General features: G+C 72.3%; 24 protein-coding genes and 1 pseudogene. 19 read left to right on the forward strand and 6 right to left on the reverse strand.

The window, feature by feature from the left end; translation table 11 throughout:
• The first annotated feature begins 36 nt into the window (after positions 1-36).
• Entirely contained in the window at positions 37-1,257 is a 1,221-nt protein-coding gene (locus OOJ98_RS00900) for an amidohydrolase family protein (protein WP_267055455.1), read from the forward strand.
• A 72-nt stretch (positions 1,258-1,329) separates the two neighbouring features.
• On the opposite strand, the gene OOJ98_RS00905 is transcribed toward OOJ98_RS00900, so the two are convergent.
• From OOJ98_RS00905 to OOJ98_RS00920, 3 genes are all read right to left on the reverse strand, one after another.
• Positions 1,330-1,539, reverse strand: coding sequence for a DUF397 domain-containing protein (locus OOJ98_RS00905; RefSeq protein WP_267052679.1), 210 nt, complete (start codon positions 1,537-1,539; stop codon positions 1,330-1,332).
• Positions 1,536-2,366, reverse strand: a complete 831-nt coding sequence (locus OOJ98_RS00910; protein WP_267052680.1) for a helix-turn-helix transcriptional regulator — start codon at positions 2,364-2,366, stop codon at positions 1,536-1,538. Before OOJ98_RS00910 ends, OOJ98_RS00905 begins: the two co-directional genes overlap by 4 nt.
• A gap of 554 nt (positions 2,367-2,920) precedes the next feature.
• Complete coding sequence (locus OOJ98_RS00920) at positions 2,921-3,589, reverse strand: rhomboid family intramembrane serine protease (protein WP_267052681.1); 669 nt, start codon at positions 3,587-3,589, stop codon at positions 2,921-2,923.
• Positions 3,590-3,684: 95 nt separating this feature from the next.
• Here OOJ98_RS00920 and OOJ98_RS00925 point away from each other — a divergent pair, with 95 nt between their 5' ends.
• The 6 genes and pseudogenes from OOJ98_RS00925 to OOJ98_RS00950 form a co-directional block, all read left to right on the forward strand.
• On the forward strand, positions 3,685-4,098 hold the full coding sequence (locus tag OOJ98_RS00925) for a PaaI family thioesterase (RefSeq protein WP_267052682.1): 414 nt from the start codon (positions 3,685-3,687) through the stop codon (positions 4,096-4,098).
• Between the two features lie 392 nt (positions 4,099-4,490).
• Entirely contained in the window at positions 4,491-4,895 is a 405-nt protein-coding gene (locus OOJ98_RS00930; RefSeq protein ID WP_267052683.1) for a hypothetical protein, read from the forward strand.
• A 78-nt stretch (positions 4,896-4,973) separates the two neighbouring features.
• Positions 4,974-5,255, forward strand: coding sequence for a hypothetical protein (locus tag OOJ98_RS00935; protein ID WP_267052684.1), 282 nt, complete (start codon positions 4,974-4,976; stop codon positions 5,253-5,255).
• Between the two features lie 308 nt (positions 5,256-5,563).
• Complete coding sequence (locus OOJ98_RS00940) at positions 5,564-6,478, forward strand: ABC transporter ATP-binding protein (RefSeq protein WP_267052685.1); 915 nt, start codon at positions 5,564-5,566, stop codon at positions 6,476-6,478.
• Positions 6,475-7,350 carry a hypothetical protein gene (locus OOJ98_RS00945; protein ID WP_267052686.1) on the forward strand — a complete coding sequence of 292 codons (876 nt, stop codon included), beginning with the start codon at positions 6,475-6,477 and terminating at the stop codon, positions 7,348-7,350. The genes OOJ98_RS00940 and OOJ98_RS00945 overlap by 4 nt, the downstream gene beginning before the upstream one ends.
• 80 nt (positions 7,351-7,430) lie before the next feature.
• Positions 7,431-8,645, forward strand: a pseudogene (locus tag OOJ98_RS00950) (S8 family peptidase); the annotation flags it as partial.
• A 72-nt stretch (positions 8,646-8,717) separates the two neighbouring features.
• Here OOJ98_RS00950 and OOJ98_RS00955 read toward each other — a convergent pair.
• Complete coding sequence (locus OOJ98_RS00955; RefSeq protein WP_267052687.1) at positions 8,718-9,380, reverse strand: HSP18 transcriptional regulator; 663 nt, start codon at positions 9,378-9,380, stop codon at positions 8,718-8,720.
• A 136-nt stretch (positions 9,381-9,516) separates the two neighbouring features.
• Between OOJ98_RS00955 and OOJ98_RS00960 the strand changes: the two genes are divergently transcribed.
• From OOJ98_RS00960 to OOJ98_RS00995, 8 genes are all read left to right on the forward strand, one after another.
• Entirely contained in the window at positions 9,517-9,951 is a 435-nt protein-coding gene (locus tag OOJ98_RS00960; RefSeq protein WP_267052688.1) for an Hsp20/alpha crystallin family protein, read from the forward strand.
• A 115-nt stretch (positions 9,952-10,066) separates the two neighbouring features.
• Positions 10,067-10,462 (forward strand): DUF2267 domain-containing protein, encoded by a 396-nt coding sequence (locus OOJ98_RS00965; RefSeq protein WP_267052689.1) that lies wholly within the window; start codon positions 10,067-10,069, stop codon positions 10,460-10,462.
• Positions 10,463-10,533: 71 nt separating this feature from the next.
• Complete coding sequence (locus OOJ98_RS00970) at positions 10,534-10,986, forward strand: DUF2267 domain-containing protein (protein WP_267052690.1); 453 nt, start codon at positions 10,534-10,536, stop codon at positions 10,984-10,986.
• Positions 10,987-11,177: 191 nt separating this feature from the next.
• Positions 11,178-12,122 carry an LLM class F420-dependent oxidoreductase gene (locus OOJ98_RS00975; protein WP_267052691.1) on the forward strand — a complete coding sequence of 315 codons (945 nt, stop codon included), beginning with the start codon at positions 11,178-11,180 and terminating at the stop codon, positions 12,120-12,122.
• A gap of 9 nt (positions 12,123-12,131) precedes the next feature.
• Positions 12,132-12,917: an SDR family NAD(P)-dependent oxidoreductase gene (locus OOJ98_RS00980; RefSeq protein WP_267052692.1), complete on the forward strand. Its 786-nt coding sequence runs from the start codon at positions 12,132-12,134 to the stop codon at positions 12,915-12,917.
• Between the two features lie 132 nt (positions 12,918-13,049).
• Complete coding sequence (locus OOJ98_RS00985; RefSeq protein WP_267052693.1) at positions 13,050-14,168, forward strand: LLM class flavin-dependent oxidoreductase; 1,119 nt, start codon at positions 13,050-13,052, stop codon at positions 14,166-14,168.
• Positions 14,169-14,728: 560 nt separating this feature from the next.
• Positions 14,729-16,468, forward strand: a complete 1,740-nt coding sequence (locus OOJ98_RS00990) for an amidohydrolase family protein (RefSeq protein WP_267052694.1) — start codon at positions 14,729-14,731, stop codon at positions 16,466-16,468.
• Positions 16,465-17,937 (forward strand): aldehyde dehydrogenase family protein, encoded by a 1,473-nt coding sequence (locus OOJ98_RS00995; protein WP_267052695.1) that lies wholly within the window; start codon positions 16,465-16,467, stop codon positions 17,935-17,937. The genes OOJ98_RS00990 and OOJ98_RS00995 overlap by 4 nt, the downstream gene beginning before the upstream one ends.
• A 23-nt stretch (positions 17,938-17,960) precedes the next feature.
• Here OOJ98_RS00995 and OOJ98_RS01000 read toward each other — a convergent pair whose 3' ends face one another.
• Complete coding sequence (locus OOJ98_RS01000) at positions 17,961-18,284, reverse strand: putative quinol monooxygenase (RefSeq protein WP_267052696.1); 324 nt, start codon at positions 18,282-18,284, stop codon at positions 17,961-17,963.
• A gap of 184 nt (positions 18,285-18,468) precedes the next feature.
• Positions 18,469-20,088 carry a CehA/McbA family metallohydrolase gene (locus OOJ98_RS01005; RefSeq protein WP_267052697.1) on the reverse strand — a complete coding sequence of 540 codons (1,620 nt, stop codon included), beginning with the start codon at positions 20,086-20,088 and terminating at the stop codon, positions 18,469-18,471.
• 182 nt (positions 20,089-20,270) lie between these two features.
• Between OOJ98_RS01005 and OOJ98_RS01010 the strand changes: the two genes are divergently transcribed.
• The 4 genes from OOJ98_RS01010 (at position 20,271) to OOJ98_RS01025 (ending at position 26,538) form a co-directional block, all read left to right on the forward strand.
• Complete coding sequence (locus tag OOJ98_RS01010) at positions 20,271-21,101, forward strand: LLM class F420-dependent oxidoreductase (protein ID WP_267052698.1); 831 nt, start codon at positions 20,271-20,273, stop codon at positions 21,099-21,101.
• A gap of 574 nt (positions 21,102-21,675) precedes the next feature.
• Positions 21,676-24,258, forward strand: a complete 2,583-nt coding sequence (locus tag OOJ98_RS01015; protein WP_267052699.1) for a bifunctional FO biosynthesis protein CofGH — start codon at positions 21,676-21,678, stop codon at positions 24,256-24,258.
• Between the two features lie 572 nt (positions 24,259-24,830).
• Entirely contained in the window at positions 24,831-25,949 is a 1,119-nt protein-coding gene (locus tag OOJ98_RS01020; protein ID WP_267052700.1) for an ADP-ribosylglycohydrolase family protein, read from the forward strand.
• Between the two features lie 82 nt (positions 25,950-26,031).
• Positions 26,032-26,538 carry a hypothetical protein gene (locus tag OOJ98_RS01025; RefSeq protein ID WP_267052701.1) on the forward strand — a complete coding sequence of 169 codons (507 nt, stop codon included), beginning with the start codon at positions 26,032-26,034 and terminating at the stop codon, positions 26,536-26,538.
• Positions 26,539-26,545: the final 7 nt, after the last annotated feature.

Raw genomic sequence — 26,545 nt, forward strand, 5'->3', positions numbered from 1 at the left:
ATCCGGTCTACCGTAAGAGACATGGAGACCGAGCGCATGGAGACCTTCCCGAAGATCATCTCGGTGGACGACCACACGGTGGAACCCCCCACCGTCTGGCAGGACCGCCTCCCGTCCAGGTACCGGGACACCGGGCCCCGCATCGTGCGGGCGCCCCTGAAGGAAATGACCTTCCTGGGCGGCAAGTTCGCCCCGGTCATGGGCGCCAAGGGCGACGACGGGCCGATCGGCGACTGGTGGGTGTACGAGGACCTGCACCGCCCGCTCACCCGCCTCGACACGGCGGTCGGCTACGACCGGGACGAGATCCGGCTCGAAGTCATCACCTACGAGCAGATGCGCAAGGGCTCGTACGACGTGACGGCGCGCCTCGCCGACATGGACGTCAACCACGTCCAGTCCGCGCTCTGCTTCCCCACCTTCCCGCGCTTCTGCGGCCAGACCTTCACCGAGGCCCCCGACCGCGAACTCGGTCTGCTCAGTGTGCGGGCGTACAACGACTGGATGGTGGAGGAGTGGTGCGGCCCCGACGCCCACGGCCGCCTCATCCCGCTCACCCTGATCCCGCTGTGGGACGCCGAACTCGCCGCCGCCGAGGTCCGCCGCAACGCCGCGCGCGGGGTGCGCGCGGTGGCCTTCTCCGAGATACCCCCGCACCTCGGCCTGCCGTCCATCCACACCGACGCGTGGGACCCCTTCCTCGCCGCGTGCGACGAGACCGGCACGGTCATCGCCATGCACATCGGCTCGTCCAGCAAGATGCCCTCCACCTCGCCGGACGCGCCCCCGGCGGTCGGCTCGACCATCACCTTCGCCAACTGCTGCTTCTCGATGGTCGACTGGCTGATGAGCGGCAAGTTCGAACGCTTCCCCAACCTGAAGATCATGTACGCGGAGGGCCAGATCGGCTGGATCCCGTACATCCTGGAACGCGCGAACGTGGTGTGGGAGGAGAACCGGGGCTGGGGCGGAGTGGCGGACAAGGTCCACCGCCCCCCGTCCGAACTCTTCGCCGAGCACGTCTACGGCTGCTTCTTCGACGATGCGTTCGGCCTGCGCAACCTCGACGCGATCGGCGTGTCCAACGTCCTGTACGAGACGGACTACCCCCACTCGGACTCGACGTGGCCCAAGTCGAAGGAGGTCGGCGAGGCACAGATGGGCCACCTGTCACCGGAGGTGGTGGAACGCATCGTGCGGGGCAACGCGATTGCCCTGCTGGGGCTTACGGGGGAGGGGCTGTGGGCGGGGGCGTAGCCCCGTAACCCCGCCGGCGGGCCGGCCCGCACACCCGGGCCGGCCCGCCCCGGCCCGGACCGGGTTTCGGCGTCAGTGCTCGGCCGCGTACGCGACGAAGGAGGTCCAGGTGGCGGAGGTGACGCCGAGGCGGGCGCCTTCGGGGTTCTTGGAGTCGCGGATGTGGATGGTGCAGGGGGTGGCGGCGACTTCGACGCAGTCGTTGCCGTCGCTGCTGCTGCTGTAGCTGCTCTTGAACCACGTCAGCTCGGTGCCTTCGACGGAGGCGTACTCGCGGATCATGTCTCTCCCAGCACTCGCTCGATGAAGGCTCGTGACTCGTCCGGAGTGAGAGCCCGAGCCCGGATGGCGCCATAGCGCAGTTCCAGGATACGGAGGTGACGCGGTTCTGAGATCGGTCGACCGCTGAATTCGCCATCCGCGCGACCAGCGGCCGAGCCGTTGCTGAACTTCAGCACCTGGATCAAGCCAGCCGTCCCTGGGTGGTCTGCCCGCGACGTAGGCATCACCTGAAGATCTACGTGTGGTAAATCGGCCACCTCCAGCAGTCGTTCAAGCTGCTGACGCAGCACGTCAGTCCCGCCTATCGGCCTTCGCAGCGTCACTTCCTCCTGCACAAAACTTAGTTCCGGGGCAGGTGTCCGGTCGAAGATGGAGCGCCGAGCTGCCCTCGCCGCGACCATCCGCTCCAGTTCGTCCTGCGAATACGCGGGCCGCAGTGTCCGCAGCAGTGCGCGCGCGTACTCCTCCGTCTGCAACAACCCATGGATGTTGTGCGTGGTGTACATGCACAGTTCCACTGCCTGTGCCTCCAGCTTGGCCAACTCGCGGACCATCTTGGGATATCGCGCGACGGCCACGTCCTCCTTCATGGCCGACAGTCTGCCGCCGGCCATGAGCACCTGATCCGCCTTGTCCAGATACTCCGGGCGCGGGACCCTGCGCCCGCCCTCCACCTTGTAGACCAGATCCTCGCCGTAACCGATCGCCGCGCCGAACTCTGCTGCCGTCAACCCGGCTTTCTCGCGCCAGAGTTTGAGCTGACGTCCGACCGTAGCCGCCACTGCGCAGGCTTCGTCGTCCGCATCCGTCCTCCAGTTGTCACTCACCTGCAACCACCTCCGAGCGAAGCCGTACCCCTGCACAGCGGGACGCCACCGGACAGAGCCGGGACAGAAACGCTGCGTACGCACGCGATCACTGGTCAGCGTAGGCGGACGTGGCCACGCTGAGTGATGTGAAAGAGGAAACGGCCCAAGGGGTACGTGAGTTCAGCGTCCAGCTCTCCTGTACGCGGCGCGGCGCCCGGATCGCCAGGATGTTGACGATCGAGCAACTGAAGCGTTGGGAAAGGGAGTTCGAGGATGCGCAGAGCATCGTCGGGGAGCTGGCGGCCAATGCCGCGCTGCACGGGCGGGTGCTCGGGCGGGACATGCGGCTGGTGCTGAGGGACGACGGGGTGACCCTGCGGATCGAGGTGGTGGACGCGCGGGGTGACCGGGCGCCCGTCGTGCGGACGGAGCCGTGGGGGGAGTCGGGCCGGGGGATGCTGCTCGTGGCGGCGCTCGCCGAACGCTGGGGTGTTCTCGCGGGGCCGGGCCCCTGCAAGACGGTGTGGGCGGAGCTCGCGACGCCGCGCGGGACGGGCCGCGGCGGGCCGGGTTCAGGCGGCCGGGGTGGTGCTGAGCCGCCGTGCGGGGAGGGCGGCGAGGGCGCATCCCAGGGCGCAGCCCGTCAGCAGGCCGACGCCGTGGTTGTTGCGCAGGAAGCACAGGACGAGGCCCGCGGCGGGGATCAGGAGGGGGAGGAGGCGGGCCGGCAGCGGGCCGGGGCGTAGGGCCGCGGTGACGGCGAGGGCGCCCACCAGGCCGCAGAGGGCCACCGAGTCGCCGCCGCGGGTCGGGCTCCACCCCGCCATACTGACCGCCTGCGCGGCGACCCCGCTCACGAGGAACACCAACGGCATTACGAGCGGCCCGAGCGCGCGCTGGGCGGCGGGGGCCAGGGCGATCAACGCCGCCAGGTTGAAGGTGAGTTGGAGCCAGCCGGAGGTCTGCACCAGCAGCGCGCTCGCCGCCCGCCACCAGGGCGCGCCGGGTGCGCGCTGGAGGTGCGCCATGACGGCCGGAGCCGTGCTCTGCACGCCGGCCATGACCACCATGCACGCGACCATCCCGGCCGCCACCAACGGAACGGGCCGGCCCCACAGGACGCGCAGCGACTCGACCGGGCTGCTGCGCCGCCCACCGCCGGAGAGACCCTTGACGACCTCGACCCCGCTCAGGACGACGGCCGCCGCGCAGACGTAGAGAAGCACCACGGGGAAGGACATGCCTTCATGGTGCCGGGCGCGCCCGAAGCGGCGGCAGAGTGATCCGTCACGGGACCCCGGTGACATTTGTCCGGCCGGGCGTCACCATGAACGCCATGGCGCTGACACCTGCCGAGGCAGAGAAGATCCTGGCCGACAACTTCGCCCCCTGGGTGCTCGACCTGGGGCTGTGCGTGGAGGAGACCGGCGCGCGGCACGCGGTGCTGCGGCTGCCCTGGTCGGACCGGCTGGCCCGGGACGGCGGCGGGCTCAGCGGGCAGGCCCTGATGGCCGCCGCCGACACCGCCACGGTCATCGCGGTGGCGTCCGCGCGCGGGGCGTACGGGCCGATGACGACCGTGCAGCAGTCCACGACCTTCCAGCGCCCGGTGACCGGCGCCGACGTGCTGCTCGACGCCCGCGTCACCAAGCTCGGCCGCCGCATGGCCTTCGCCGAGATCACCATGACGGCCGAGGGCACGGACGAGCCGGCCGCCCGAGCCTCCACGGTCTACGCCCTCCTCGGCTGAGCCCGTGCTGTCCGGTCGTCCATGGCGCGGCGGCGCGGGCCCAAGGCGTCGCCGTCGCGGGCAACTCCGTGACTCAAGGGACCAGTTGCTCTTGACCAACACATTGCCCGTGCTATATCGACCGTAGACCCTGGGTGGTTGGAAATCAGGTCACCGGCATCGGTGGCCAAGTGATCGTTTCGCGTGTTACGTTCAGTCGTGCCTGGCACCGAAAGGCCGGGCGCCCGGTGGCCGTACTCCTCCCGACCAAGAGGACGCGGCAGCCGGGTAATCGGGGGAATGAAGTCCGGGGGGACCTTTCGGTTTCCACGCCTGTTCGGGGTGCCCTTCTGGGCTTCCTCCCCCTTGCGACGACGCAAGGGATGAAAAGAATGAACCGCAACTCTCTGCGCATGGCTGCCGTTTCCGCCATCGCTGCCGTCACCCTCGGCGGGGCCGCCGGTCTGGCTCAGGCCTCCGAAGCCCGGGTGGCCGCGCCGCAGTCCGTTTCCGTGACGCAGCAGGCCGAGGCCCAGCAGGCCGCGCACGCCCTTCTCGCGAGCCCGTTCGCGGCCCAGCTCTCTCCGGCCGAGCAGGCCGAGATGAAGCAGATCGCCAACGGCGACTTCACGGCCGCCAGCAAGTGGAGCGCCATCAAGGCCGCGTTCAGCAAGGTCGGCGGCTTCGCCAAGGCCATCGCGGGCAAGTACAGCGACTTCAAGAAGTGGTACGACGGCCTGTCCTGGTGGGTGAAGGCCCCGCTCGCGGCCGTCAGCCCCGGCCTGACCATTCTCGACATCTACAACGCCCTGCACTAACGCCGTACGCGGTGTCGGCCGGGTCCGTCCGGACGCACCCGGCCGACGCCCGCCCCCAGCCGAGACGGAGCGTCCTGGATGAACGACACCGAATCCTCCCGCGCCACCGCCCAGGGCGCGTGGGCCCTGCCCCTGCTGGCCCTTGCGCCGCTGGCGGCCATCGGAATCCTCGGGGACCGGGCCTCCACCCTGTGGAGTTCCGTTTCCTGGGTGCTGTGGGCCGTGGCCGTCATTCTGGTGGCGGTCGAGTGGACGCTGGTACGCCGCCGGGGAATGCATCGGTCCACGCGATGGGGCATGTGCATTCTCGTCCACGCCATACTGGCCTGGCAGTTGGCAGCCCTTTTGATGCGGGTCTGAATGAATCTGTTCTGTTCCGTATCGCCGCGCGGCCCCGAATTCGTGGTCGCGGGCCCGGTGATGCGGAGAAAGAAAGTAATCGGGGGAAGAAGTCGCGGGCGGCCTTTCGGTTTCCACGCCTGTTCGGGCTGCCCGTGAAGACTTCTTCCCCCATGCGATAACGCACTGGAACCCTACCCGAGCCCCGGCGTCACGTGCGGCGGCTGTCCACGCTCTCGCGGCGCTTCGGCCGGGCCGGCCACAAAGGGCGGCACCTGCCGGAACGGGCGGCACCTGCCGGAACGGGCGACATATGAAGGAATGGCGCAGTGAAGAAGGGCGACCTGCTCGTAGAGGCGCACGGCCTCGGCCGCTCGTTCGGCTCCAAACGGATCCTGGACGGCGTCTCGCTCGCCCTGCGTGCCGGTGAGGTCACCGGCTTCGTCGGGGCCAACGGCGCGGGCAAGACCACGGCGATCTCCCTGATGCTCGGCCTCTTGCGGGGCGAGGGGCAGACCCGTTTCCTCGGCCGCCCGCTGCACGCCTTCGGCGCCCCCGGCACCGTGGTCGGCGCGGTCCTCGGCGGTGTCGCCGGGCATCCCCGGCATCGGCTGCGGGCCCATCTGCGCATGGTGGCCGCCGGGTCCGCGGTGCCGGACCGGCGCGTCGACGAGCTCCTGGAGGTCGTCGGACTGACCGGTGCGGCCCAACTGCGGCTGTCCGAACTGTCGTTGGGCATGGCCCAACGGGCCGGCATCGCACAGGCGCTCCTCGGTGACCCGCCCGTGCTGATCCTCGACGAGCCCGCGAACGGGCTCGACCCCCATGCCCTGCGCTGGCTGCGCGAGTTCCTGCGCGCCCAGGCGGGGCTCGGCCGCGCCGTCCTCGTCTCCAGTCATCTTCTGGGCGAGATGCAGCAGTTGGCCGACCGGGTGGTGGTGCTGACCCGTGGGCGAGTGGTGGCGCAGGCGCCGATGGCGGAGATCGTCGAGCGGGTGGCCGGGCGCCGGGCCGTGAACCTTGAGTGTCCCGAACTACAGCTGTTGGCAAAGGTGTTGGAGGAGCAGGGCGGTCAGCTGACGCCCACCGGTGAGCACACCGGCCTCGTCACCGGCCTCGACCGCGTACGGATCGGCACGCTCGCCCTCGATGCCGGGCTCCCCCTGTACTGGCTGCACGAGGAGCGCCCCTCGCTGGAGGACTTCTACCTGGCCATCGCCGAAGAGGAATTCACGATCTCATGACAGTCCCCGCGACCCTCCCGGCCCCCGCCCCCATCGGCCGTGCCGAGTCCTTCCGCCGTGCCTGCCGGTACGAGTGGCGGCACCTGGGCGCGCTGCGGTCGACCTGGATCCTGCTCGGTGCCGTCGCCGTCCTGAGCATGGCCACGGGCGCCACGGTCCTGCTCGACGCGGACGACGACGCCTCGCGCCCGCTCCCCGCCGTCGCCGTCGCGGACGCCATCGCGTGGTCGCCGCTGGCCACCCAGATCCCCACCCTCTGCTTTTTCGTGCTCGTCCTGGCCACCGGGCCGGTCTCCACCGACCTCGTGCGGGGCGTCGCGCGCACCACCTGGCTCGCCGTCAACGGCCGGGGCACCGCCTACGCCGCGAAGTGCGCGGTCGGCTGCATCACCGGGCTCGCCGTGGCCGCCGCGAGCGCCCTCCTCGGCGCGCTCGCCTGCGCGGTGACCCTCGCGGTGGCCGGGGCCCAGCAGCCCGCATGGAGCGCCGTACTGGCGCCGGCCCTCCGGTTCACCGCGTGGATGGGGTGCTGGGCGGTGCTCTGCATGGCCGTCGCCGTACTGCTGCGGAACCGTACCGTCGCGGTCCTCCTCCTCGTCCTGTGGCCGCTGCTCGGCGAGCGCCTCGCCGGCATGGCGCTGCGGTACGTGCCGGGGCTCGACGGCGTGGGCGACTGGCTGCCGTTCGCGGCCGGCCGGGCCATGCTGACCGACGTCTCGGCCTTCCCGCCCGACGACCGGCCCTTCGCGCAGGCGCTGGTCGGCTCCCACCTGGCCACGCCGGTCGCGGCGGGCGTGTTCTGCCTGTGCACCGCGGCCGTCGCGGCGGCCGGCCTGTGGGCGTACCGCCGCCGGGACGTCACCTCCGTCTGACCTCGGGTCAGGGAAGCCGGGGTGCGCGCACGGGCACCCGCGCGCACGGGCACCTCATCGATCAAGGAGATACCCCTGTCATGCCATGGGCACGCACCATCACCGTGGGGCTGACCGCTCTCGGTGCACTCACCACGGGCCTGTCGTCGGCCTCCGCCGCAGCGACCCCTTCCGACGCGGCGACCCCCACGGCCACCGGAGCCCCGGCGGAAGCGATCCGCGCGGCCGGCCCCGAGCCCGCCACCGCCATACCCGGCAGCTACATCGTCACCCTCAAGGACACCGCCCCGCGCGCCGACTCCGCCGCGGGCAGGGCGCTCGCCGCGCGGTACGGCGCCACCGTGAAGCGCACCTACCAGCAGGCCCTCAACGGCTACTCGGTGCGCGCCTCGGCCGCGCAGGCCCAGCGGATGGCCGCCGACCCCGCGGTCGCCTCCGTCACCGCCAACCGCGCCTTCCGCGTCACCGGCACCCAGTCCCGCCCGCCGTCCTGGGGCCTCGACCGGATCGACCAGCGGAAGCTCCCGCTGGACCGGAGCTACACCTACCCGGCGGGCGCCGGGGCCGGCGTGACCGCGTACATCCTCGACAGCGGGGTCCGCGTCACCCACCAGGACTTCGGGGGCCGTGCCTCCCACGGTTACGACGCCGTCGACGACGACGCCATCGCCCAGGACGGCAACGGTCACGGCACCCACGTCGCCGCCATCGCCGCGGGCAGCCGCTACGGCGTGGCCAAGAAGGCGAAGATCGTCGCGGTACGGGTGCTCGACGACGCGGGCTCCGGCACCACCGAACAGATCGTCGCGGGCATCGACTGGGTGACCCGGCACGCCGCCAAGCCCGCCGTCGCCAACATGTCGCTCAGCGGCGGGGCGGACCCGGTGGTCGACCAGGCCGTACGGAAGTCCATCGCCTCCGGTGTGACGTACACCGTCGCGGCAGGCAACGACGCCGGGGACGCCTCCGCGCACTCCCCGGCCCGGGTCCGCGAGGCCATCACCGTGGGCGCCACCACCGAACGCGACTCCCGCGACAGCCTCTCCAACTACGGTGCCGCGCTCGACCTGTTCGCCCCGGGGGAGTTCATCGCGTCGGCCTGGAACGCGAGCGACACCTCCACCGTCACCGACTCCGGTACGTCCATGGCGGCCCCGCACGTGGCCGGCGCCGCCGCGCTCCACCTGGCCGCCCACCCCACCGCGCGGCCGGACCAGGTCGCCGCCGCCCTCACCGCCGCGGCCACCACCGGGCTCGTCACCAGGCCCGGCGCCGGCTCGCCGAACCGTCTCCTCACCCTCAAGCCGGCCCGCTGACAAGCACCTTGGGGCCCGCGGGAACCCCGGAGGCAGGGCGTCGGGTGCGGTCTAGGTGCCGCGCTGGTCGTGGGTGTCCCGGCGCAGTTGTTCGGTGCGGCGGGTGAGGTCGTCGACGCGGTCGGCGAGGTCGGCGGCCTCGGGCTGCAGATGGGGGCGGGTGGCGGCCAGGGGGCCCACGAGCCGGGCCGGGTCGCTGTGGGCGAGGGCCAGGTTCAGCTCGCCGACCGCGTCCTCGGATCCTGCGGGCAGGTCGGTGAGGGCGGTGATCTGTCCGGCGAGGCGGCGGAGGTCTGCCGCGTTGTCGCGGGCCCAGGCGGTGACGGTGCGATCGGCGGCACGGTTGTCGCGGGTGGCCTGGACCCGCTCTTCGCCGGTGCTCCCGGGCGTTCCCGGCCGCAGGCGCAGGTAGCGGCGTTCGGCGGCCTGGCGGCTGGCGACGCCGAGAGGGCCGGCGAGGTCGGCCCAGCTCGCGCCCTGCCGTCGGGCGGTCTCGATCAGCCCGCTCTCCCAGCCGGCCAGCTGTTCACGGACCTCGCGCAGCATCAGCAGCGCGGCCAGGGCCGGTTGCGGGCCCGCGTCGGCGCCGGGCGGCGCCGCGGCCGGCGCCGTGGCGGATTCCCGAGCGTCCCGCACGGACTGGTTGATGGCTTCCAGTGCCGCCGCGGCGGCGGAGAAGGGGACCCCGGCGTCGGGTGAGGTGGCTTCGTTCATGGGGCTTCTCTCTTCGCTCGGCCCTGTCATCCTCCAGATGACACCCTGCTTGTCATCGTTTCGATGACATGCTACAACGGATGCACGTTGAAGCGCATTGGCAGTTTCTGCCTGAACCAACTGGAGGTGTTTCGCGATGTTGATGCGCACTGACCCGTTCCGCGAGATGGACCGGATCGTCCAGCAGCTGTCGGGTACGTCGGGCACCTGGTCGAAGCCGTCCGTCATGCCGATGGACGCCTACCGCGAGGGCGACGCCTACGTGATCGCCTTCGACCTCCCGGGCGTCAGCACCGAGGCGATCGACATCGACGTCGAGCGGAACATGCTGACCGTGAAGGCGGAGCGCCGGCCGGCCGCGAAGGCCGACTCGGTGAAGGTGGAGCTCTCCGAGCGGCCGCTGGGTGTCTTCTCCCGCCAGCTCGTCCTGGCCGACACCCTGGACACCGAGCGGATCCAGGCGGACTACGACGCGGGTGTCCTGACCCTGCGCATCCCGATCGCCGAGCGCGCCAAGCCCCGAAAGATCAGCATCGGCGGGGAATCCGGCCGCAAGCAGATCGCCGGCTGAACCCTCCGGCGTCAGCCGGCGGCGGAGGGCGGGAAAGATCCGACTCCCCCCCCGGGCGCCCCGCCCTCCGCACCCCCTTCGAGCCCTTCACCACCCCGTTCCCGGAGGTGACGTGATGTCGATGCGCAGGGAATCCTTCCTGGCCCACGTCCAGGAACACGGCGAGTACGAAACCCCCGAAGAGGCCGACCGCGTCGCCCGCGTCGTCCTGGCCCTGCTCGGCGCCCACCTGGTCGGCACCGTGCGCGCCGAGCTCGCCGCCCGTCTGCCCGAGACGTACGCCCTGATCCTCCTCAACCCGTTGCAGGCGGCGGAGCCGCTCCCGCCCGAGCGTTTCGTCCGTGCGACCGCGGCCTGGATCGAGGGCGCCACCGAGACGACCGCCCTGTGGGACATCGGCGCCGTCCTCTCCACGGTCGCCGCCGCCGCGGGCGACGCCCTCACCCATGAGGTCCTCCTCCAACTCCCGCCCGGCTACGACCTCCTGTTCGGCCACCCCCGGCCGACCTGACCGCCCCGACCGGCCCGACCATCACCGGCGGACCGGGCCGACAGCCATCGCGCAGAAAGGCAACCGCAGCCATGTACGACCAGCCCCGGCCCCGAGCGCACCCGTCCCGGACCGCCATGACGCTCGACCAGATGCTGGAACGCGTGCGCTACGAAGGCGCCTACCCCACCCGCGAACGCGCCGCGGAAGCCGTCCACCACGTCCTCTCCGCCCTCGGCCGCCAGCTCACCGGAGACGAACGCGTCGACCTCGCCCAGTGCCTGCCCGTCGAGGCCGCCCTCACCCTGACCGCCCAGATCCCCGACGCCGAACCCCTCACCGGCTGGGGCTTCGTCAAGGGCCTGGCCACCCGCACCGGCGCCACCCCGGCAACCGTCCGCTGGGACACCGGCGCCGTATTCGCCATCGTCGCCCGCCTCGCCGGCCCCGACCTCCTCGCCCGCATCCTCCACCGCCTCCCCGACGGCTACGCCCTCCTCTTCGGGCAGCCGGAACTGCGCCGCCCCCAGCCGACCGCCGCCTGATCGAGCCGGCCCGCGCAGCCCGCCCGCGCAGCCCGCCCACAGCCCGAAGTACGCCGCACTGGAACAGGCGGCAGTTCCCGCGCCGGCGCCACCGCCGCCCGCACACCCCTTGCCTGACGATGCGTCAGCAATGACGATGGGGCCCGTACGCATTTGACGGAGCGTCAGATACGGGTGGAGGCGGGCGCGCGGTGCCGATACTGCCGAACGGGCGTCTGGTGTACGGGATGCAGCTTCCCGTCCAGTCGCAGAGCACCATGTACGCGGAGGGCTGGGAGGCCGACGCGGGCCCCCGCGAACTCGTGGAGGTCGCGCGGGCCGCCGACCGGGCGGGCTTCGCCTACGTCGCGAGCTGCGACCACGTGGCCATCCCGCGCCGGCTCGCGGGGCCGATGAGCACCATCTGGTACGACCCGGTCGCCACCCTCTCCCACCTGGCGGCCGTCACCGAGCGGGTCCTGCTGATGAGCCATGTCGCCGTCGTCGGACTGCGCCATCCCCTCATCACCGCCAAGCAGTACGCGACCCTGGACCACCTCAGCGGCGGGCGGCTGATCCTCGGCGTCGGCGCCGGCCACGTGCGGGAGGAGTTCGACGCGGTCGGGGCGGACTTCGCCCGCCGGGGGCCCGTGCTCGACGAGACCATCGACGCCCTCCGGGTGGCGCTGGGGCCGGAGGAGTACCCCGCGTTCCACGGCGAGCACTTCTCCTTCGACGGGCTCGGGCAGCGCCCCCGGCCCGCGCAGCGGCGCGTGCCGGTCTGGGTCGGCGGATCGTCCCCGGCGGCGGTCCGGCGCGCCGCCCTGCGCGGCGACGGATGGCTCCCGCAAGGAGACCCGCGCGACCGGCTCCCCGCCCAGATCGGCCGGTTGAGGGAGCTGCGCGAACAGGCCGGGGTCGACGAGCCCATCACCGTGGGCGCGATCACCGAGGCGCTGTACGTGGGTGAGCCCGGCTGGGAGACCGGCCGGCGCACCCTCACCGGGAAGCCGGAGGCCCTCGCGGAGTCGCTGCGCGCGTACCGCGCGATGGGCGTGGACCAGATCCAGGTGCGGTTCCGCTCCCGCGGATGCGACGAACTCCTCGACCAGATGGCCGCGTTCGGGGCCGAGGTCGCCCCGCACCTCAATGACTAGGAGTCCAGCATGGGCAAGCTCGACGGACGGGTCGTGTTCATCACCGGTGGCGCGCGGGGGCAGGGGGAGCAGGAGGCGCGGCTGTTCGTGGCCGAGGGCGCCCAGGTCGTCGTCGCCGACGTGCTGGACGAGCAGGGGGAGGCGCTCGTCAAGGAGCTGGGGCAGGACCGCGCCCGGTTCGTCCATCTCGATGTGAGCCGCGAGGAGGAGTGGGCGGACGCGGTCGCCGCCGCCAAGGACGCCTTCGGGAAGATCGACGGGCTGGTCAACAACGCGGGGATCCTGCGGTTCAACTCGCTCGTCGACACCCCGCTGGACGAGTTCATGCAGGTCGTGCAGGTCAACCAGGTGGGCTGCTTCCTCGGGATCAGGACCGTCGCGCCCGAGATCGGGGCCGCGGGCGGCGGCACCATCGTCAACACCGCGTCGTACACGGCGATGACCGGGATGGCGGCGGTGGGTACGTACGCGGCGACCAAGCACGCCATCCTCGGGCTCACCCGGGTGGCCTCGCTGGAGCTCGCGCACCTCGGGATCCGGGTCAACGCGGTGTGTCCCGGGGCCATCGACACGGCGATGTCCAACCCCGCGCAGCTCGACCCGACGGCGGACGCGTCGGCGACCTCGGCCGCCCTCGACGAGCTCTACCGCAAGCTGGTGCCGCTCGGCCGGGTGGGCCGCCCCGAGGAGGTGGCCGCCCTCGCGCTCTTCCTCTCCGCCGAGGACTCCTCGTACATCACGGGCCAGCCCTTCGTCATCGACGGCGGCTGGCTCGCGGGCGTGTCCCTGTTCTGAGACCGGGTGTCCCGAGACCTGGTCTGACTGTACGTCAGGTATTGACGGTCCTCGCGGCCGGTGGAACAGTCGAGCTCGTCACAATCTGACGATGCGTCAGAAACTAGTGATACCTCATGAAGGAGAAGTCCCTTGGAATTCGGACTCTTTGTGCAGGGATACGTGCCGGCAGCACGGTCCGCGGTCGACCCCATGGCGGAGCACAAGGCGCTGATGGAGGAGACGAAGTACGTCATCCAGGCCGACAAGTCCGGCTTCAAGTACGCCTGGGCCTCCGAGCACCACTTCCTGGAGGAGTACTCGCACCTCTCGGCCAACGAGGTCTTCCTCGGCTACCTCGCCCACGCCACCGAGCGCATCCACCTCGGCTCGGGCATCTTCAACCCGCTCGCCCAGGTCAACCACCCGGTCAAGGTCGCCGAGAAGGTGGCCATGCTCGACCACCTCTCCGAAGGGCGCTTCGAGTTCGGCAGCGGGCGCGGCGCGGGCTCCCACGAGATCCTCGGGTTCATACCCGGCGTCACCGACATGAACTACACCAAGGAGATCTGGGAAGAGACCATCGCGGAGTTCCCCAAGATGTGGCTCCAGGAGGAGTACCCGGGGTTCCAGGGCAAGCACTGGCAGCTTCCGCCGCGCAAGATCTTCCCCAAGCCGTACGGGAAGTCGCACCCGGCCATGTGGTACGCGGCCGGGTCGCCCTCCTCGTACGCGATGGCGGCGCGCAAGGGGCTCGGGGTCCTCGGGTTCTCCGTGCAGAAGGTCTCCGACATGGAGTGGGTCCTGGAGCAGTACAAGACGGCGATCCGGGACGCCGAGCCGATCGGTGACTTCGTCAACGACAACGTGATGGTGACGTCGACGGCGATCTGTGCGCCGACGCACGACGAGGCGGTGCGGATCGCCGTCGAGGGCGGACTCAACCGGCTCCAGTCGCTGGTGTTCCGCTACCACGACACGTTCCCCCGGCCCGAGGGGATTCCGGAGTGGCCGGAGCTGCTGCCGGAGTACAACGCGGAGATCATCGAGCTGCTCATCGCGGAGGAGCTGATGATCTGCGGGGATCCGGACGAGGTGACGGCGCAGTGCAAGCGGTGGGAGCAGGCGGGGGCGGATCAGTTGTCCTTCGGACTGCCGATCGGGATTTCGTACGAGGACACGCTCCAGACGATTCGGCTCATCGGGGAGCATGTGATTCCGCGCATCGACACGGACCCGGTCCACCGCACGTCCCGCTTCCGCGCGGCCTGACCCCCACGTGCGCGGCTCCGCCGCGGCGGGCGCGGGTCGCGGGCGTCGACGCCGGGTGCCCTACGGGGGCGCGGGGCTGTGCCGTTTGCGCGGCTCCGCCGCGGTGGGCGCGGGTCGCGGGCGTCGACGCCGGGTGCCCTACTAGGGGCGCGGGGAACTGCGCGGGTGCCCCAGCACGGTCCGTAGACGAAAGCGGGGTTGCTGGGGCTCCGCCCCAGGCCCCGGGATGCCCCACCCCGCCCCTTCCCGAAACCCTCCGGGGGTTGTGGACGGCTGAGGTTCAGGAGCCTGGGGCTCTGCCCCAGACCCCGTTCGCGCCTGAAGGGCGCTCGTCCTCAAACGCCGGACGGGCTGAAGCGCGCTCGTCCTCAAACGCCGGACGGGCTGAAAGGGCGCGCGCGGAGGTGGGTGGGCAAACCCCCCAGGCGCGGGCCGGCGTCTTCCCGGATCGCCGGCCCGTCACCCGCCCCGGCCGGAGGCCCCCGCGGCACCCCCGGCCGGGGCGGGACCAGCACATTTGCGCCGGGCACCACGCAACGCCCGTACAAGAAAGGGACCCCATGCTCGACCATCTGATCAAGGGCGCCACCCTCGTGGACGGCACCGGCGCCCCCGCGCGACGCGCCGACGTCGGGATCCGGGACGGGCGGATCGCCGTCGTCGCCGGGCCGGGCGGGGTGACGGAGGCCGCCGCCACCAGCGAGGACGCCACCGGTCTCGTGCTCGCGCCCGGGTTCGTCGACCCGCACACCCACTACGACGCCCAGCTCTTCTGGGACCCGTACGCCACGCCGTCCATGAACCACGGCGTCACCACCGTCGCCGGCGGCAACTGCGGATTCACCCTCGCCCCGCTCCACCCCGACCGCCCCGAGGACGCCGACTACACCCGGCGCATGATGTCCAAGGTGGAGGGGATGTCCCTCAAGGCCCTTGAGGAGGGCGTCAGTTGGGGGTGGAGCAGCTTCAGGGAGTACCTCGACGCGCTCGACGGGCGCATCGCCGTCAACGCCGGGTTCATGGTCGGCCACTGCGCCCTGCGGCGGCATGTGATGGGCCCCGACGCGGTCGGCGGGCAGCCCACCCCCGCGCAGCTGGACACCATGGTCGCGCTGCTGCGCGACGCGATGGACGCCGGCGCGTGGGGGCTCTCCACCACCCAGTCCTCGACCCACTCCGACGGCGACGGCAAGCCCGTCGCCTCCCGGCACGCGCGCCCCGCCGAACTGCTCGCGCTGTGCGAGGCCGTCGGCCGGCACGAGGGCACGCAGCTCGAAGCGATCGTCGCCGGGTGCCTCGACCAGTTCGCGGACGACGAGATCGACCTGCTCGTCGAGATGAGCGCCGCCGCGGGACGCCCGCTCAACTGGAACGTCCTGACCATCGACGCCGCCGTACCCGAACGCGTACCGCGCCAGCTGATCCCCAGCGAGCGCGCACGCGAGGCCGGCGGCCGCATCGTCGCCCTCACCATGCCGATCCTCACGCCCATGAACATGTCGCTCGGCACGTTCTGCGCCCTCAACCTGATCCCCGGGTGGGGCGACATCCTCGGCCTGCCCGTCCCCGAGCGCATCGACCGGCTGCGCGACGCGGACGTACGCGCCGAGATGCTGCGCCGCGCCGACAGCAAGGAAGCCGGCATCTTCCGGCGCCTCGCCGACTTCGGCCGGTACGTCATCGGCGACACCTACAGCCCCGAGAACGAGGGCCTGTCGGGGCGGGTGGTCAAGGACATCGCAGCCGAGCGCGGACTCGACCCGTTCCACTGCCTCGTCGAGATCTGCGCCAACGACCGCCTGCGTACGGTCCTTTGGCCCATGCCGACCGACAACGACCCCGCCACCTGGGAGCTGCGCCGCGAGACCTGGGAGCACGAGGACGTGCTGCTCGGCGGGTCCGACGCCGGGGCGCACCTCGACCGGATGTGCGGGGCCCCGTACACCACCCGCTTCCTCGGGGACTGTCTGCGCGGGCGCCGGCTCGTCCCGCTGGAGCGGGCCGTGAAGATGCTCACCGACGATCCCGCCCGGCTGTTCGGACTGCGCGAGCGGGGGCGGATCGAGGAGGGGTTCCATGCCGACCTCGTCCTGTTCGACCCGGAGCGCATCGAGGCCGGGCCCGCCACTCTCGTGCACGACCTGCCGGGCGACAGCCCCCGGCTCGACTCCAAGGCGATCGGCATCGTCTCGGTCCGGGTCAACGGCATCGAGACGCTCCGCGACGACCGGGTGACGGGCGCCGTGCCCGGCACGGTGCTCCGTTCGGGGCGCGACACCAGGACGGTGAGCACCAAGTGAGCGCTGAAGTAGGGGAGTTGGGGCATTCGTTGTTCATCGGCGGGGAGTGGGTGGAGCCCGACGGCGGGCACTATCCCGTGCTCGACCCCGCCACCGAGGACGTGGTCGGGCTGGCGCCCGAGGCCAGTCGCGACCAGGTGTACCGGGCGGCGGCCGCGGCGCGGGAGGCCTTCGGCGCCTGGTCGCGTACGCGGCCCGAGGAACGCGCCGCGATCCTGGACCGGGCCGCCGATCTCATGCAGCGCGACTTCGCGTCCAACGCCGAGCTGGCCCGCGCCGAGACCGGCGCCACCACCGCCACCGCGCGCGGCATGCAGGTCGGGGTGGGCGTCTCGCGGTTCCGGCGGTACGCGAAGGGCGCCCTCGAACCGGTGGAGCAGGCGCTCGTGCCGCAGGTGAACGAGGCCGGGCCGATGGGGCGCGCGGGGGTGTTCGGCGCGCTCGCGGTGCGGCAGCCGGTCGGGGTCGTCACCTGCGTCACCTCGTACAACAACCCGTGGGCCAACCCGGCGGGCAAGGTGGCGCCGGCGCTCGCGATGGGCAACACGGTCGTGGTGAAGCCCGCGCCACAGGACCCGCTGTCGGTGTTCCGGATGGCGCGGGCACTGGAGGAGGCGGGGGTGCCGCGCGGGGTGGTGAACGTGGTCACCGGGTCCGCGCCCGCGGTCGGCGAGGCGGCCGTGGACTCGCCCGACGTCGACATGGTCTCCTTCACCGGCTCGACCGCCGTGGGGCAGCGGATCGCCGAGGTGTGCGGGCGCCACATGAAGCGGCAGCTGATGGAGCTGGGCGGCAAGGGCGCCGCGGTCGTCTTCGACGACGCCGACCTCGACGCGGCGGTCTCGGGCATCGGCACCACCTTCTCGTTCTACAGCGGGCAGATCTGCACCGCGCCCACCCGCGTCCTGGTGCAGCGCGGCGTCCACGACCGGCTGGTCGAGAAGCTCGCGGCGTACGCGGGGTTCCTGAAGGTGGGCGATCCGGCGGCCCGGGACACCGTGGTCGGGCCGGTGATCTCGGCCGCGCACCGGGACCGGGTGGAGTCCTATGTGGAGCTGGGCCGCAAGGAGGGGGCGACGGTCGTGGCGGGCGGGGAGCGCCCACCACTGGACCGCGGTTTCTATGTGGCCCCGACCCTCCTCGCGGAGTGCACCAACGCCATGCGGGTGGCCCGCGAGGAGATCTTCGGCCCGGTCGTGGTGGTCATCCCCTTCGACGACGAGGAGGAGGGCGTCGCGCTGGCCAACGACAGCGACTACGGCCTGCTCGACTACGTGTGGTCCGGTGACGTGGCCCGCGCCTTCCGCGTCGCGCGCCGGCTGCGGGCCGGCGGGGTCGGTGTGAACACGATCGGCCGCAACATGGAGGCGCCGTTCGGCGGCTTCAAGAAGAGCGGGGTGGGTCGGGACGTCGGCTCGTACGCACTGCACGCGTACAGCGAGCTCCAGTCGATCGTCTGGCCCGGCTAGCCGCCCGGCTCTTCCTCCTGGGGCTACTTGGGCTGGAGCTCGGCCATCTTGTTCCAGCCCTGGCCGGGTACCTCGACGTTGATGATGTCCGGGGTGGCGGCGATGTATCCGGCCATCGTCTCCATCCCGGCGCGGAAGTGGTCGGAGTCGACGTGGGCCGCGCCGGCGGCGGAGTCGGCGAAGGCTTCGAGCAGCGTGTACTGGGTGGGGTCGTCCACGCTGCGCGACCAGTCGTAGAACAGGTTGCCCGGCTCGGCGCGGGTGGCGGTCGTGAAGTCGTCGACGACGGTGAGCCAGTTGTCGGCGTGCTCGGGGCGGACGGTGAACCTGACGGCGATGAAGATCATGCCCTTCACTGTGCCATTCCGGCCCGCCCCGAGCGAAACCGGCCATACCGGGCGGGAGGGTCACTGCGGCTCCGGGTGCCCTACTTCTTGGGGGCGCGGGGAAGTGCATGCCGCCCGGCATCGAGTAGTCAGGGGTGTGCGGGACGCGGGCACGGTCCGCACCCGAAGGCGGGGTTGGCGGGGTTCACGGAGCCGGGGTCAGGAAGATCGGGTTGGTGAGGGCCGCCATGGGGCCGGGGAACGTCGGCGTCGTGGGCGCGTGGCGGACCTCCGCCCGGATGTAGGCCGCCCTGGCCGCCGTGGTCTGCCACGAGGCCGTGCCGGTGCCCGAGGCAGGGAGCGCGACGGAGTACACCGTGCCCTGGTCCGTGACGAAGGCCACCGTGCAGCCGGGCGCGCCGGTCACCTCCAGACGGGCGGTGACCAGCTCGTCGGGCGCGGCCCGCAACCGCTCGCCGATGCCCGCGTGCGCGCCCCGGGCGCCCGAGACGCCGAAGCTCAGCGAGAGCGCCGCCGACTCCGCCACGTAGGAGCGCCCCGCTTTGAGGCCCGCCTGGATCGCCCGCGTGGACAGGTCGTCGGCCAGGACCACCGTCTGGGGGCCGCCGACCCGGTCCGGGTCGCGGTGGGCGTCACTGTTGCCCATCGCCGGCAGCCATGGCCTGCCCGAACGGGCGGACACGACAAGGGAGTTGTCCCATTCGAGGAGGGTGACCTCGTCGTCCGGGGTGTAGGGGCCGTTCCACACCTCCACCGCGTCCGCGTCGCCGAAGCCGAACTTCCAGCCGCAGCCCACGCAGGTCGCGTGCGGGTGGGCCGGGACCACGAGGCCGCCCGCCGCGCGGACCTCGCGCGCGAAGTGGCCGAAACGGTTGTCCCGGGCCCGGTAGCGCCAGTCGACGAACCGGCCGGGCTCGGTGCCGAGGGCGACCACATGGCCGTTGCGGGTGGTGATCTCCTCGCCGGTCATGATCAGCAGATCGTCGCCCCACAGGCCCTGCCAGGCCCGGTGGCCCGACGTCGTGTTGTGCTCCGAGGTGTTGATGAAGTCGAGCCCCGCCGCGCGGGCGAGCGCCGCGATCTCGGCCGGGGTGCGGCCGCCGTCGGAGTGCACCGAGTGCAGGTGGCAGTCGCCCCGGTACCAGGCCCGGCCCCGCCCCTTCGCGCGCGGCGGCGGATAGACCGGCGCGGGCGTCGTGCCCGCCGCGCCGTACTTCAGGGTGACCGTCACCGTGTACGGCAGGCCCTGCGGTGCGACCGTGTACGGGCCGAGCGCGATGTGCCAGGTCCCGGCGCGCACGGGCCCGCGCAGATAGCCCGGGGTCGCGTCGTCGGCGCGCAGGAAGAACTCCGTGCGCGCCCCGCCCGACCAGCCTCTGAACCCGGCGCCGCCGAGCGCCGTGCCGCGCTCGTCGAAGATGCCGATGTCGAGCGCGTTGTTCTGCGTTCCGGCCGGCACGCTCGCCTTCTCGTACGCGTACGAGACCGCCAACTCCCTTACGCCGTGCGGAACTTCGACGGGCAGGTAGACGAAGTCGGGGGCGCCGGGCGGCAGCGTGCCGCGCACCACCCTGGTCTCGTCGGGGCGGCCGCCGCCGGCCGTGCCGCCCGGTGCCGCGTTCGCGAAGCTCACGGTTCCCAACGTAAGCGCGGTGGCCGCGCCCGTCGCGATGAGGCTCCGCCGGGCGATGGCGCCGGATGCGGTCGGGCCCTGCGGGGCTTGGGGGGCATGCGGGCCGTGCGGGGCGTGGGGGGCATGCGGGCCGTGCTGCTCGTGGTGCTCGTGCTGTCCGTTCTCGGTCATGAGCTGGGCTCCCGCTGAGTCGAGAGGGGCGGGAGGGCGCTGCTGCTCCCTCCCGGACGCGCCTGCTCACTGTCGTACCCACGTGTGAACGCGGGGAGTCGGGGAGTTGAGCGTCTCTTGCGGTTGCGCGGCGCCGAGGATAGGAAGTGACCCGGACTCCAGACCGACCGGAAGGTATGCCGATGCGCATCGCCGCCACCATCTTCCTCACCGACCAGACGATCACCCCCGTACGCCTGGCGCGCGAGCTGGAGGAGCGCGGGTTCTCCGGGCTCTACCTGCCCGAGCACACCCACATCCCGGTCGAGCGGGCCACCCCGTACCCGGCGGGCGGCGAGCTGCCGCCGGAGTACGGGCGCACCCTCGACCCGTTCGTGGCGCTCGGCCAGGCCGCGGCGGTCACCGAGCGGCTCCACCTCGGCACCGGGATCACGCTGGTGGCCCAGCACGACCCGATCGCCCTCGCGAAGCAGATCGCGACCCTGGACCACCTCTCCGGCGGGCGCTTCACGCTGGGGCTCGGCTTCGGCTGGAACAAGGAGGAAGCGGCGGATCACGGTGTCGCGTGGGCGGAGCGGCGCGAGCTGGTGCGGGAGCGGATGGGGCTCATGCGGGCGCTCTGGGCGGCCGAACCCACCGCCTACGACGGGAAGTCCGGGTCGGTACGGGCCTCGTACGTCTACCCCAAGCCGGTACGGGGCGGGGCGCCGCGGATCCTGGTCGGCGGGGCGGCGGGGCCGAAGCTGTTCGCGCACATCGCGGAGTACGCGGACGGGTGGATGCCGATCGGGGGGCGCGGGCTGGCGGAGTCCCTGCCGGTGCTGCGGAGGGTGTGGGAGGAGGCGGGGCGGGCGCCGGGTGACCTCCAGGTGGTGCCGTACGCGGTGTTGCCGGGGGCGGGGAAGCTGGGGCGGTATGCGGAGTTGGGGGTCGAGGAGGTTGTCGTGCAGTTGCCTTCGGCGGGGGAGGGCGGGGTGGGGGCGGTCCTGGACGAATACACCCAGTTCCTCTAGCACCCCCTGGGCCTCCGCCCCAGCCCCGGTTCGCGCCTTCTGGGGCGCGGGGTTGTGCCTTTTGCGCGGCTCCGCCGCGGTGGGTGGGGGTGCGGGCTGCGACTCCGGGTGCCCTACTAGGGGCGCGGGGAACTGCGCGAGACGCGGGCACGGTCCGCAGACGAAAGCCGGGGTTGCTGGGGCTCCGCCCCAGACCCGGGGAGGCCCCACCCCACCCCTTCCCGAAACCCTCCGGGGGCTATGAAGCGGCTGAGGTACAGACCCCTGGGGCTCCGCCCCAGACCCCGTTCGCGCCCGAAAGGCGCTCGTCCTCAAACGCCGGACGGGCTGAAGATGCCGATGCCAGGCACCCTGCCAAGGGCCAACCCCGATAGGGGCGCGGGGAACTGCGCGAGAAGCGAGCAGGGTCCGCAGACGAAAGCGGGATCAGGGGCGCGGGGAACTGCGCGGGACGGGGTCGCAAGGGAGGCGGGGTCGGAGGCCGCGGGACGGGTCGCATGGGGAGGCGGGGTCCGGTCGTGCGGGGTTGGGGCGTAGGGGCGGGCGCAGCTGGGGGCGCTCGTATGCTCGAAGGATGACTTCCAGCGCACAGCCCGCCGCACCGACCCCCAACTCGATGCGCCGCGCGCTCAAACGTGCCAGGGACGGCGTCGCCCTCGACGTCACCGAGGCCGCCGTGCTGCTGCAAGCACGCGGCGCGGACCTCGACGACCTCACCGCCTCCGCCGCCCGGGTCCGCGACGCGGGCCTCGCGGCGGCCGGCCGCCCCGGCGTCATCACGTACTCCAAGAGCGTCTTCATCCCGCTCACCCGGCTGTGCCGGGACAAGTGCCACTACTGCACCTTCGTCACCGTCCCCGGCAAGCTCCGCCGCGACGGACACAGCATGTTCATGTCGCCGGACGAAGTCCTCGACATCGCCCGCCGCGGTGCCGAACTGGGGTGCAAGGAAGCCCTGATCACCCTCGGCGACAAGCCCGAGGACCGCTGGCCCGAGGCCCGCGAATGGCTCGACGCGCACGGCTACGACGACACCATCGCCTACGTCCGCGCCATGTCCATCCGCATCCTGGAGGAGACGGGCCTGCTCCCGCACCTCAACCCCGGCGTGCTCTCCTGGACCGACTTCCAGCGGCTCAAGCCCGTCGCGCCCTCCATGGGCATGATGCTGGAGACCACCGCGACCCGCCTGTGGTCCGAGCCCGGCGGCCCCCACTTCGGTTCCCCCGACAAGGAGCCCGCCGTGCGGCTGCGGGTCCTGGAGGACGCGGGCCGCTCCTCCGTCCCCTTCACCAGCGGGCTGCTCATCGGCATCGGCGAGACGTACGAGGAGCGCGCCGACTCGCTGTTCGCGCTCCGCCGGATCTCCCGCGCCTACCACGGCGTCCAGGAGCTGATCATCCAGAACTTCCGCGCCAAGCCGGACACGGCGATGCGCGGCATGCCCGACGCCGAGCTCGACGACCTGGTCGCTACGGTCGCCGTCGCCCGGCACATCATGGGCCCGGCCGCCTGCCTCCAGGCGCCGCCGAACCTGGTGGCGGGGGAGTACGGGCGGCTGATCGGCGCCGGGATCGACGACTGGGGCGGCGTCTCGCCGGTCACCATCGACCACGTCAACCCCGAGCGCCCCTGGCCGCAGATCGAGGAGCTCGCCGAGAAGTCCGGCGCGGCCGGCTTCGTGCTGCGTGAACGGCTGTGCATCTACCCGGAGTTCGTGCAGCGCGGCGAGCCGTGGCTCGACCCCCGGCTGCTGCCGCACGTGCGGGCGCTCGCGGACGGCGCGACGGGCCTGGCGAACGAATCGGCCGAGGTGCGCGGGCTGCCCTGGCAGGAGCCCGACGAGGCCTTCACCGCGAGCGGCCGGACCGATCTGCACCACACCATCGACACCGAAGGCCGCACCGGCGACCGCCGCGACGACTTCGACTCCGTGTACGGGGACTGGGCCGAGCTGCGCGAGGCCGCCGCCCCCGGCATGGTGCCGTCCCGCATCGACGCGGACGTACGGCAGGCGCTGGCGACGGCCGCCGACGATCCGACGAAGCTCACCGACGACGAGGCGCTCGCGCTGCTGCACGCGGACGGCGACGCGCTCGACGCGCTGTGCCGGGTCGCGGACGACGTCCGTAAATCGATGGTGGGCGACGAGGTGACGTACATCGTCACGCGCAACATCAACTTCACCAACGTCTGCTACACCGGCTGCCGCTTCTGCGCCTTCGCGCAGCGCCGCACGGACGCGGACGCCTACACGCTGTCCCTCTCCCAGGTCGCGGACCGGGCCGAACAGGCCTGGGAGGTGGGCGCGGTGGAGGTCTGCATGCAGGGCGGCATCCACCCCGACCTGCCCGGTACGGCCTACTTCGACATCGCGCGCGCCGTGAAGGAGCGGGTGCCGGGGATGCACGTCCACGCGTTCTCGCCGATGGAGGTGGTGAACGGCGCGACGCGCACCGGCATGTCGATCCGCGAGTGGCTGACCGAGGCGAAGGCGGCGGGGCTCGACTCGATCCCGGGCACGGCGGCGGAGATCCTCGACGACGAGGTCCGCTGGATCCTCACCAAGGGCAAGCTGCCGACGGCGACATGGATCGAGGTGATCCGGACCGCCCACGAGCTGGGCATCCGCTCCTCGTCCACGATGATGTACGGGCATGTCGACCAGCCCCGCCACTGGCTGGGCCACCTTCGTACGCTGGCGGGGATCCAGCGGGAGACGGGCGGGTTCACGGAGTTCGTGACGTTGCCCTTCATCCACACGAACGCGCCCGTGTACCTGGCGGGGATCGCGCGGCCGGGGCCCACGGCCCGCGACAACCGGGCGGTCACGGCGATGGCCCGGCTCCTGCTGCACCCCCACATTCCCAACATCCAGACCAGCTGGGTGAAGCTGGGGCAGGACGGGGCGGCGGAGATGCTGCGGTCGGGCGCGAACGATCTGGGCGGGACGCTGATGGAGGAGACCATCTCCCGTATGGCGGGCTCCAGTTACGGCTCGTACCGCTCGGTCAAGGACCTGGTGGCGATCGCGGAGACGGCGGGCCGGCCGTCGCGCGCGCGGACGACGCTGTACGGGGAGGTGGCGGCGGAGCGGGTTGCGGCGGCCCGCGCGTCGGACGGCCACCTGCCTGCGCTGCTCCCGGTCCTCGAATAACCCCTTCCCGCGCAGTTCCCCGCGCCCCTGGGTGGGTTGCCCTTGGCAGGGTGCCTGGCATCGGGATCCCTCCCTTTGGCAGGGTGCCAAGGCTCGGCCTCCTCAGCCCGTCCGGCGTTTGAGGACGAGCGCCCTTAAGGCGCGAACGGGGTCTGGGGCAGAGCCCCAGGCTCCTGAACCTCAGCCGTCCACAACCCCCGGAGGGTTTCGGGAAGGGGCGGGGTGGGGCATCCCCCGGGGCCTGGGGCGGAGCCCCAGCAACCCCGCCTTCCGTCTGCGGACCGTGCTGGGGCACCCGCGCAGTTCCCCGCGCCCCTAGTAGGGCACCCGGCGTCGACGCCCGCGACCCGCGCCCACCGCGGCGGAGCCGCGCAATCGGCACAGCCCCGCGCCCCGGTAGGGCACCCGGCACCGAGCGACCGCCCGCGCCCACCGCGGCGGAGCCGCGCGAAAGGCACAGCCCCGCGCCCCGGTAGGGCACCCCGCACCGACCAGCCGCGCACGCGAGTTGGCTGGGAACGGTCGTAAGGGGGGCTTAAGTGGGCGCATTCGTTCAGGTACCGTGCTGCCGCATGAGCGCAGCCGCATCCGCACCCATATGGGGTCGGGCCGAACAGCAGGACTTCCGTAGTCGCGTACGGGGCTGCCTGCTGGGCGGGGCGATCGGGGACACCCTGGGTGCCGGTGTCGCCGGGCTCGCGCTGAGCGAGATCCGCGAGCGCCACGGCCAGGACGCCCTCGACGACCTCGTACCGGTGCACGGCCGCGCGGGCGCCGTGTCCGCGGCCACCCAGCTCACCCTGTTCACCGTGGACGGGCTCATACGCGCCCAGGTCCGCCGCGACACCGGCGCCTGGCACCCGCCCACCGATGTGCACCGGGCCCATCTGCGCTGGGCCGCCACCCAGCGCGACTGGGGCCCCGACGAGCGCCGCGAGGACAACGGCTGGCTCGCCCGCCAGGAGTGGCTCTACGCCCGCCGCGACCCCGCCAAGCCCTGCCTCGTGGGGCTCGGCGACGAGCACATGGGCACCCTGGAACAGCCCAAGAATCCGGCCGCCGACGACCCCGCCGCGCTCACCCGCTCCGCGCCGTTCGGCCTCCTCGTGGGCTGGGAGCCGCAGCTGGTGCTCCAGCTCGCCGTGGAGTGCGCGACGCAGACCCACGGCGACCCGGCCGGGTACCTCTCGGCCGGCGCGCTCGCCGTCATCGTGCACGGCCTCGCCCGGGGCGAGTCGATGGACGGCGCCGTCCAGCGGGCCCTCGCGCAGCTTGCCGTACGCCCCGGGCACCAGCGGGTCACCGAGGCCCTCCAGCACGCGCTCGGCGCCGTACGCCAGGGCATGCCGAGCCCCGCCCTCGTCGCGACCCTCGGCACCGGCCGCACCGCCCCCGAGGCGCTCGCGATCGCCGTGTACTGCGCGCTGGTCGGCGAGGACATCCGGCACGGCCTGCTGCTCTCCGTCAACCACGACGGCCCCTCCGACGCCACCGGCACCGTCTGCGGCAGCCTGCTCGGCGCGATGCACGGCGAGACCGCCCTGCCACCTGCCTGGCTCGCCCAACTGGAAGGCCGGGCAACGGTACTTGAGCTCGCCGACGACTTCGCGATGGAGATGACCCAGGGGCCCGCCCTGCACGGCCCGGCCGTCAACATGGCGGGCTGGCTGCTCCGCTACCCGAGGGGCTGAAACCACTCGTGCGGGCGAAGGATCGGCTCCGGCGCCGCGTGTCACTCGCGCGCACGCGCGGGCGTTCGTCAGGGTCGTCGTCATGACCCCCCTTCCCACGGCCCGTACCGCGCACGGTCGCCGTACCCCGTCGGCCCGCTGGTTCACGGCACCGCTGGTCGCCCTCGCGCTGCTCGGTTCCGGCGCCGGCACCTCCTCCGCGGCCGTCCCGGCCGACGACGCCGATCACCAGAGTTACGTACAGAGCGAGAACGAGCCCGCCTTCACCGACCCCTCGGCCCGTGAGGACGAACTCCCGCCGTACGACGCCGGGGAGGCCCAGCAGGCCGTCGACGACATGGTGATGGACGAGGAGGCGGACGAGGAGGCCGACGGGTCGGACGACAAGGGGCGGCACTGCCCGCCGTCCCACGACGACGGGAAGGACGGCTCCGAGCGGCAGGGCCGCTACGAGCGCTGGGGCCCCCACCGCGACGAGGCGTACCCGTCCGAGGGCGGAGAGGGCAGCGGAGGGGGCGGTGGCGGCGACGGCCAGGACGTCCCCGCGCCACCCGGGTACGACGACCCGAACCCGGAGATCGTCGGCTGACGACCGC

The organism is Streptomyces sp. NBC_00083, assembly GCF_026343295.1.
Lineage (GTDB): Bacteria > Actinomycetota > Actinomycetes > Streptomycetales > Streptomycetaceae > Streptomyces.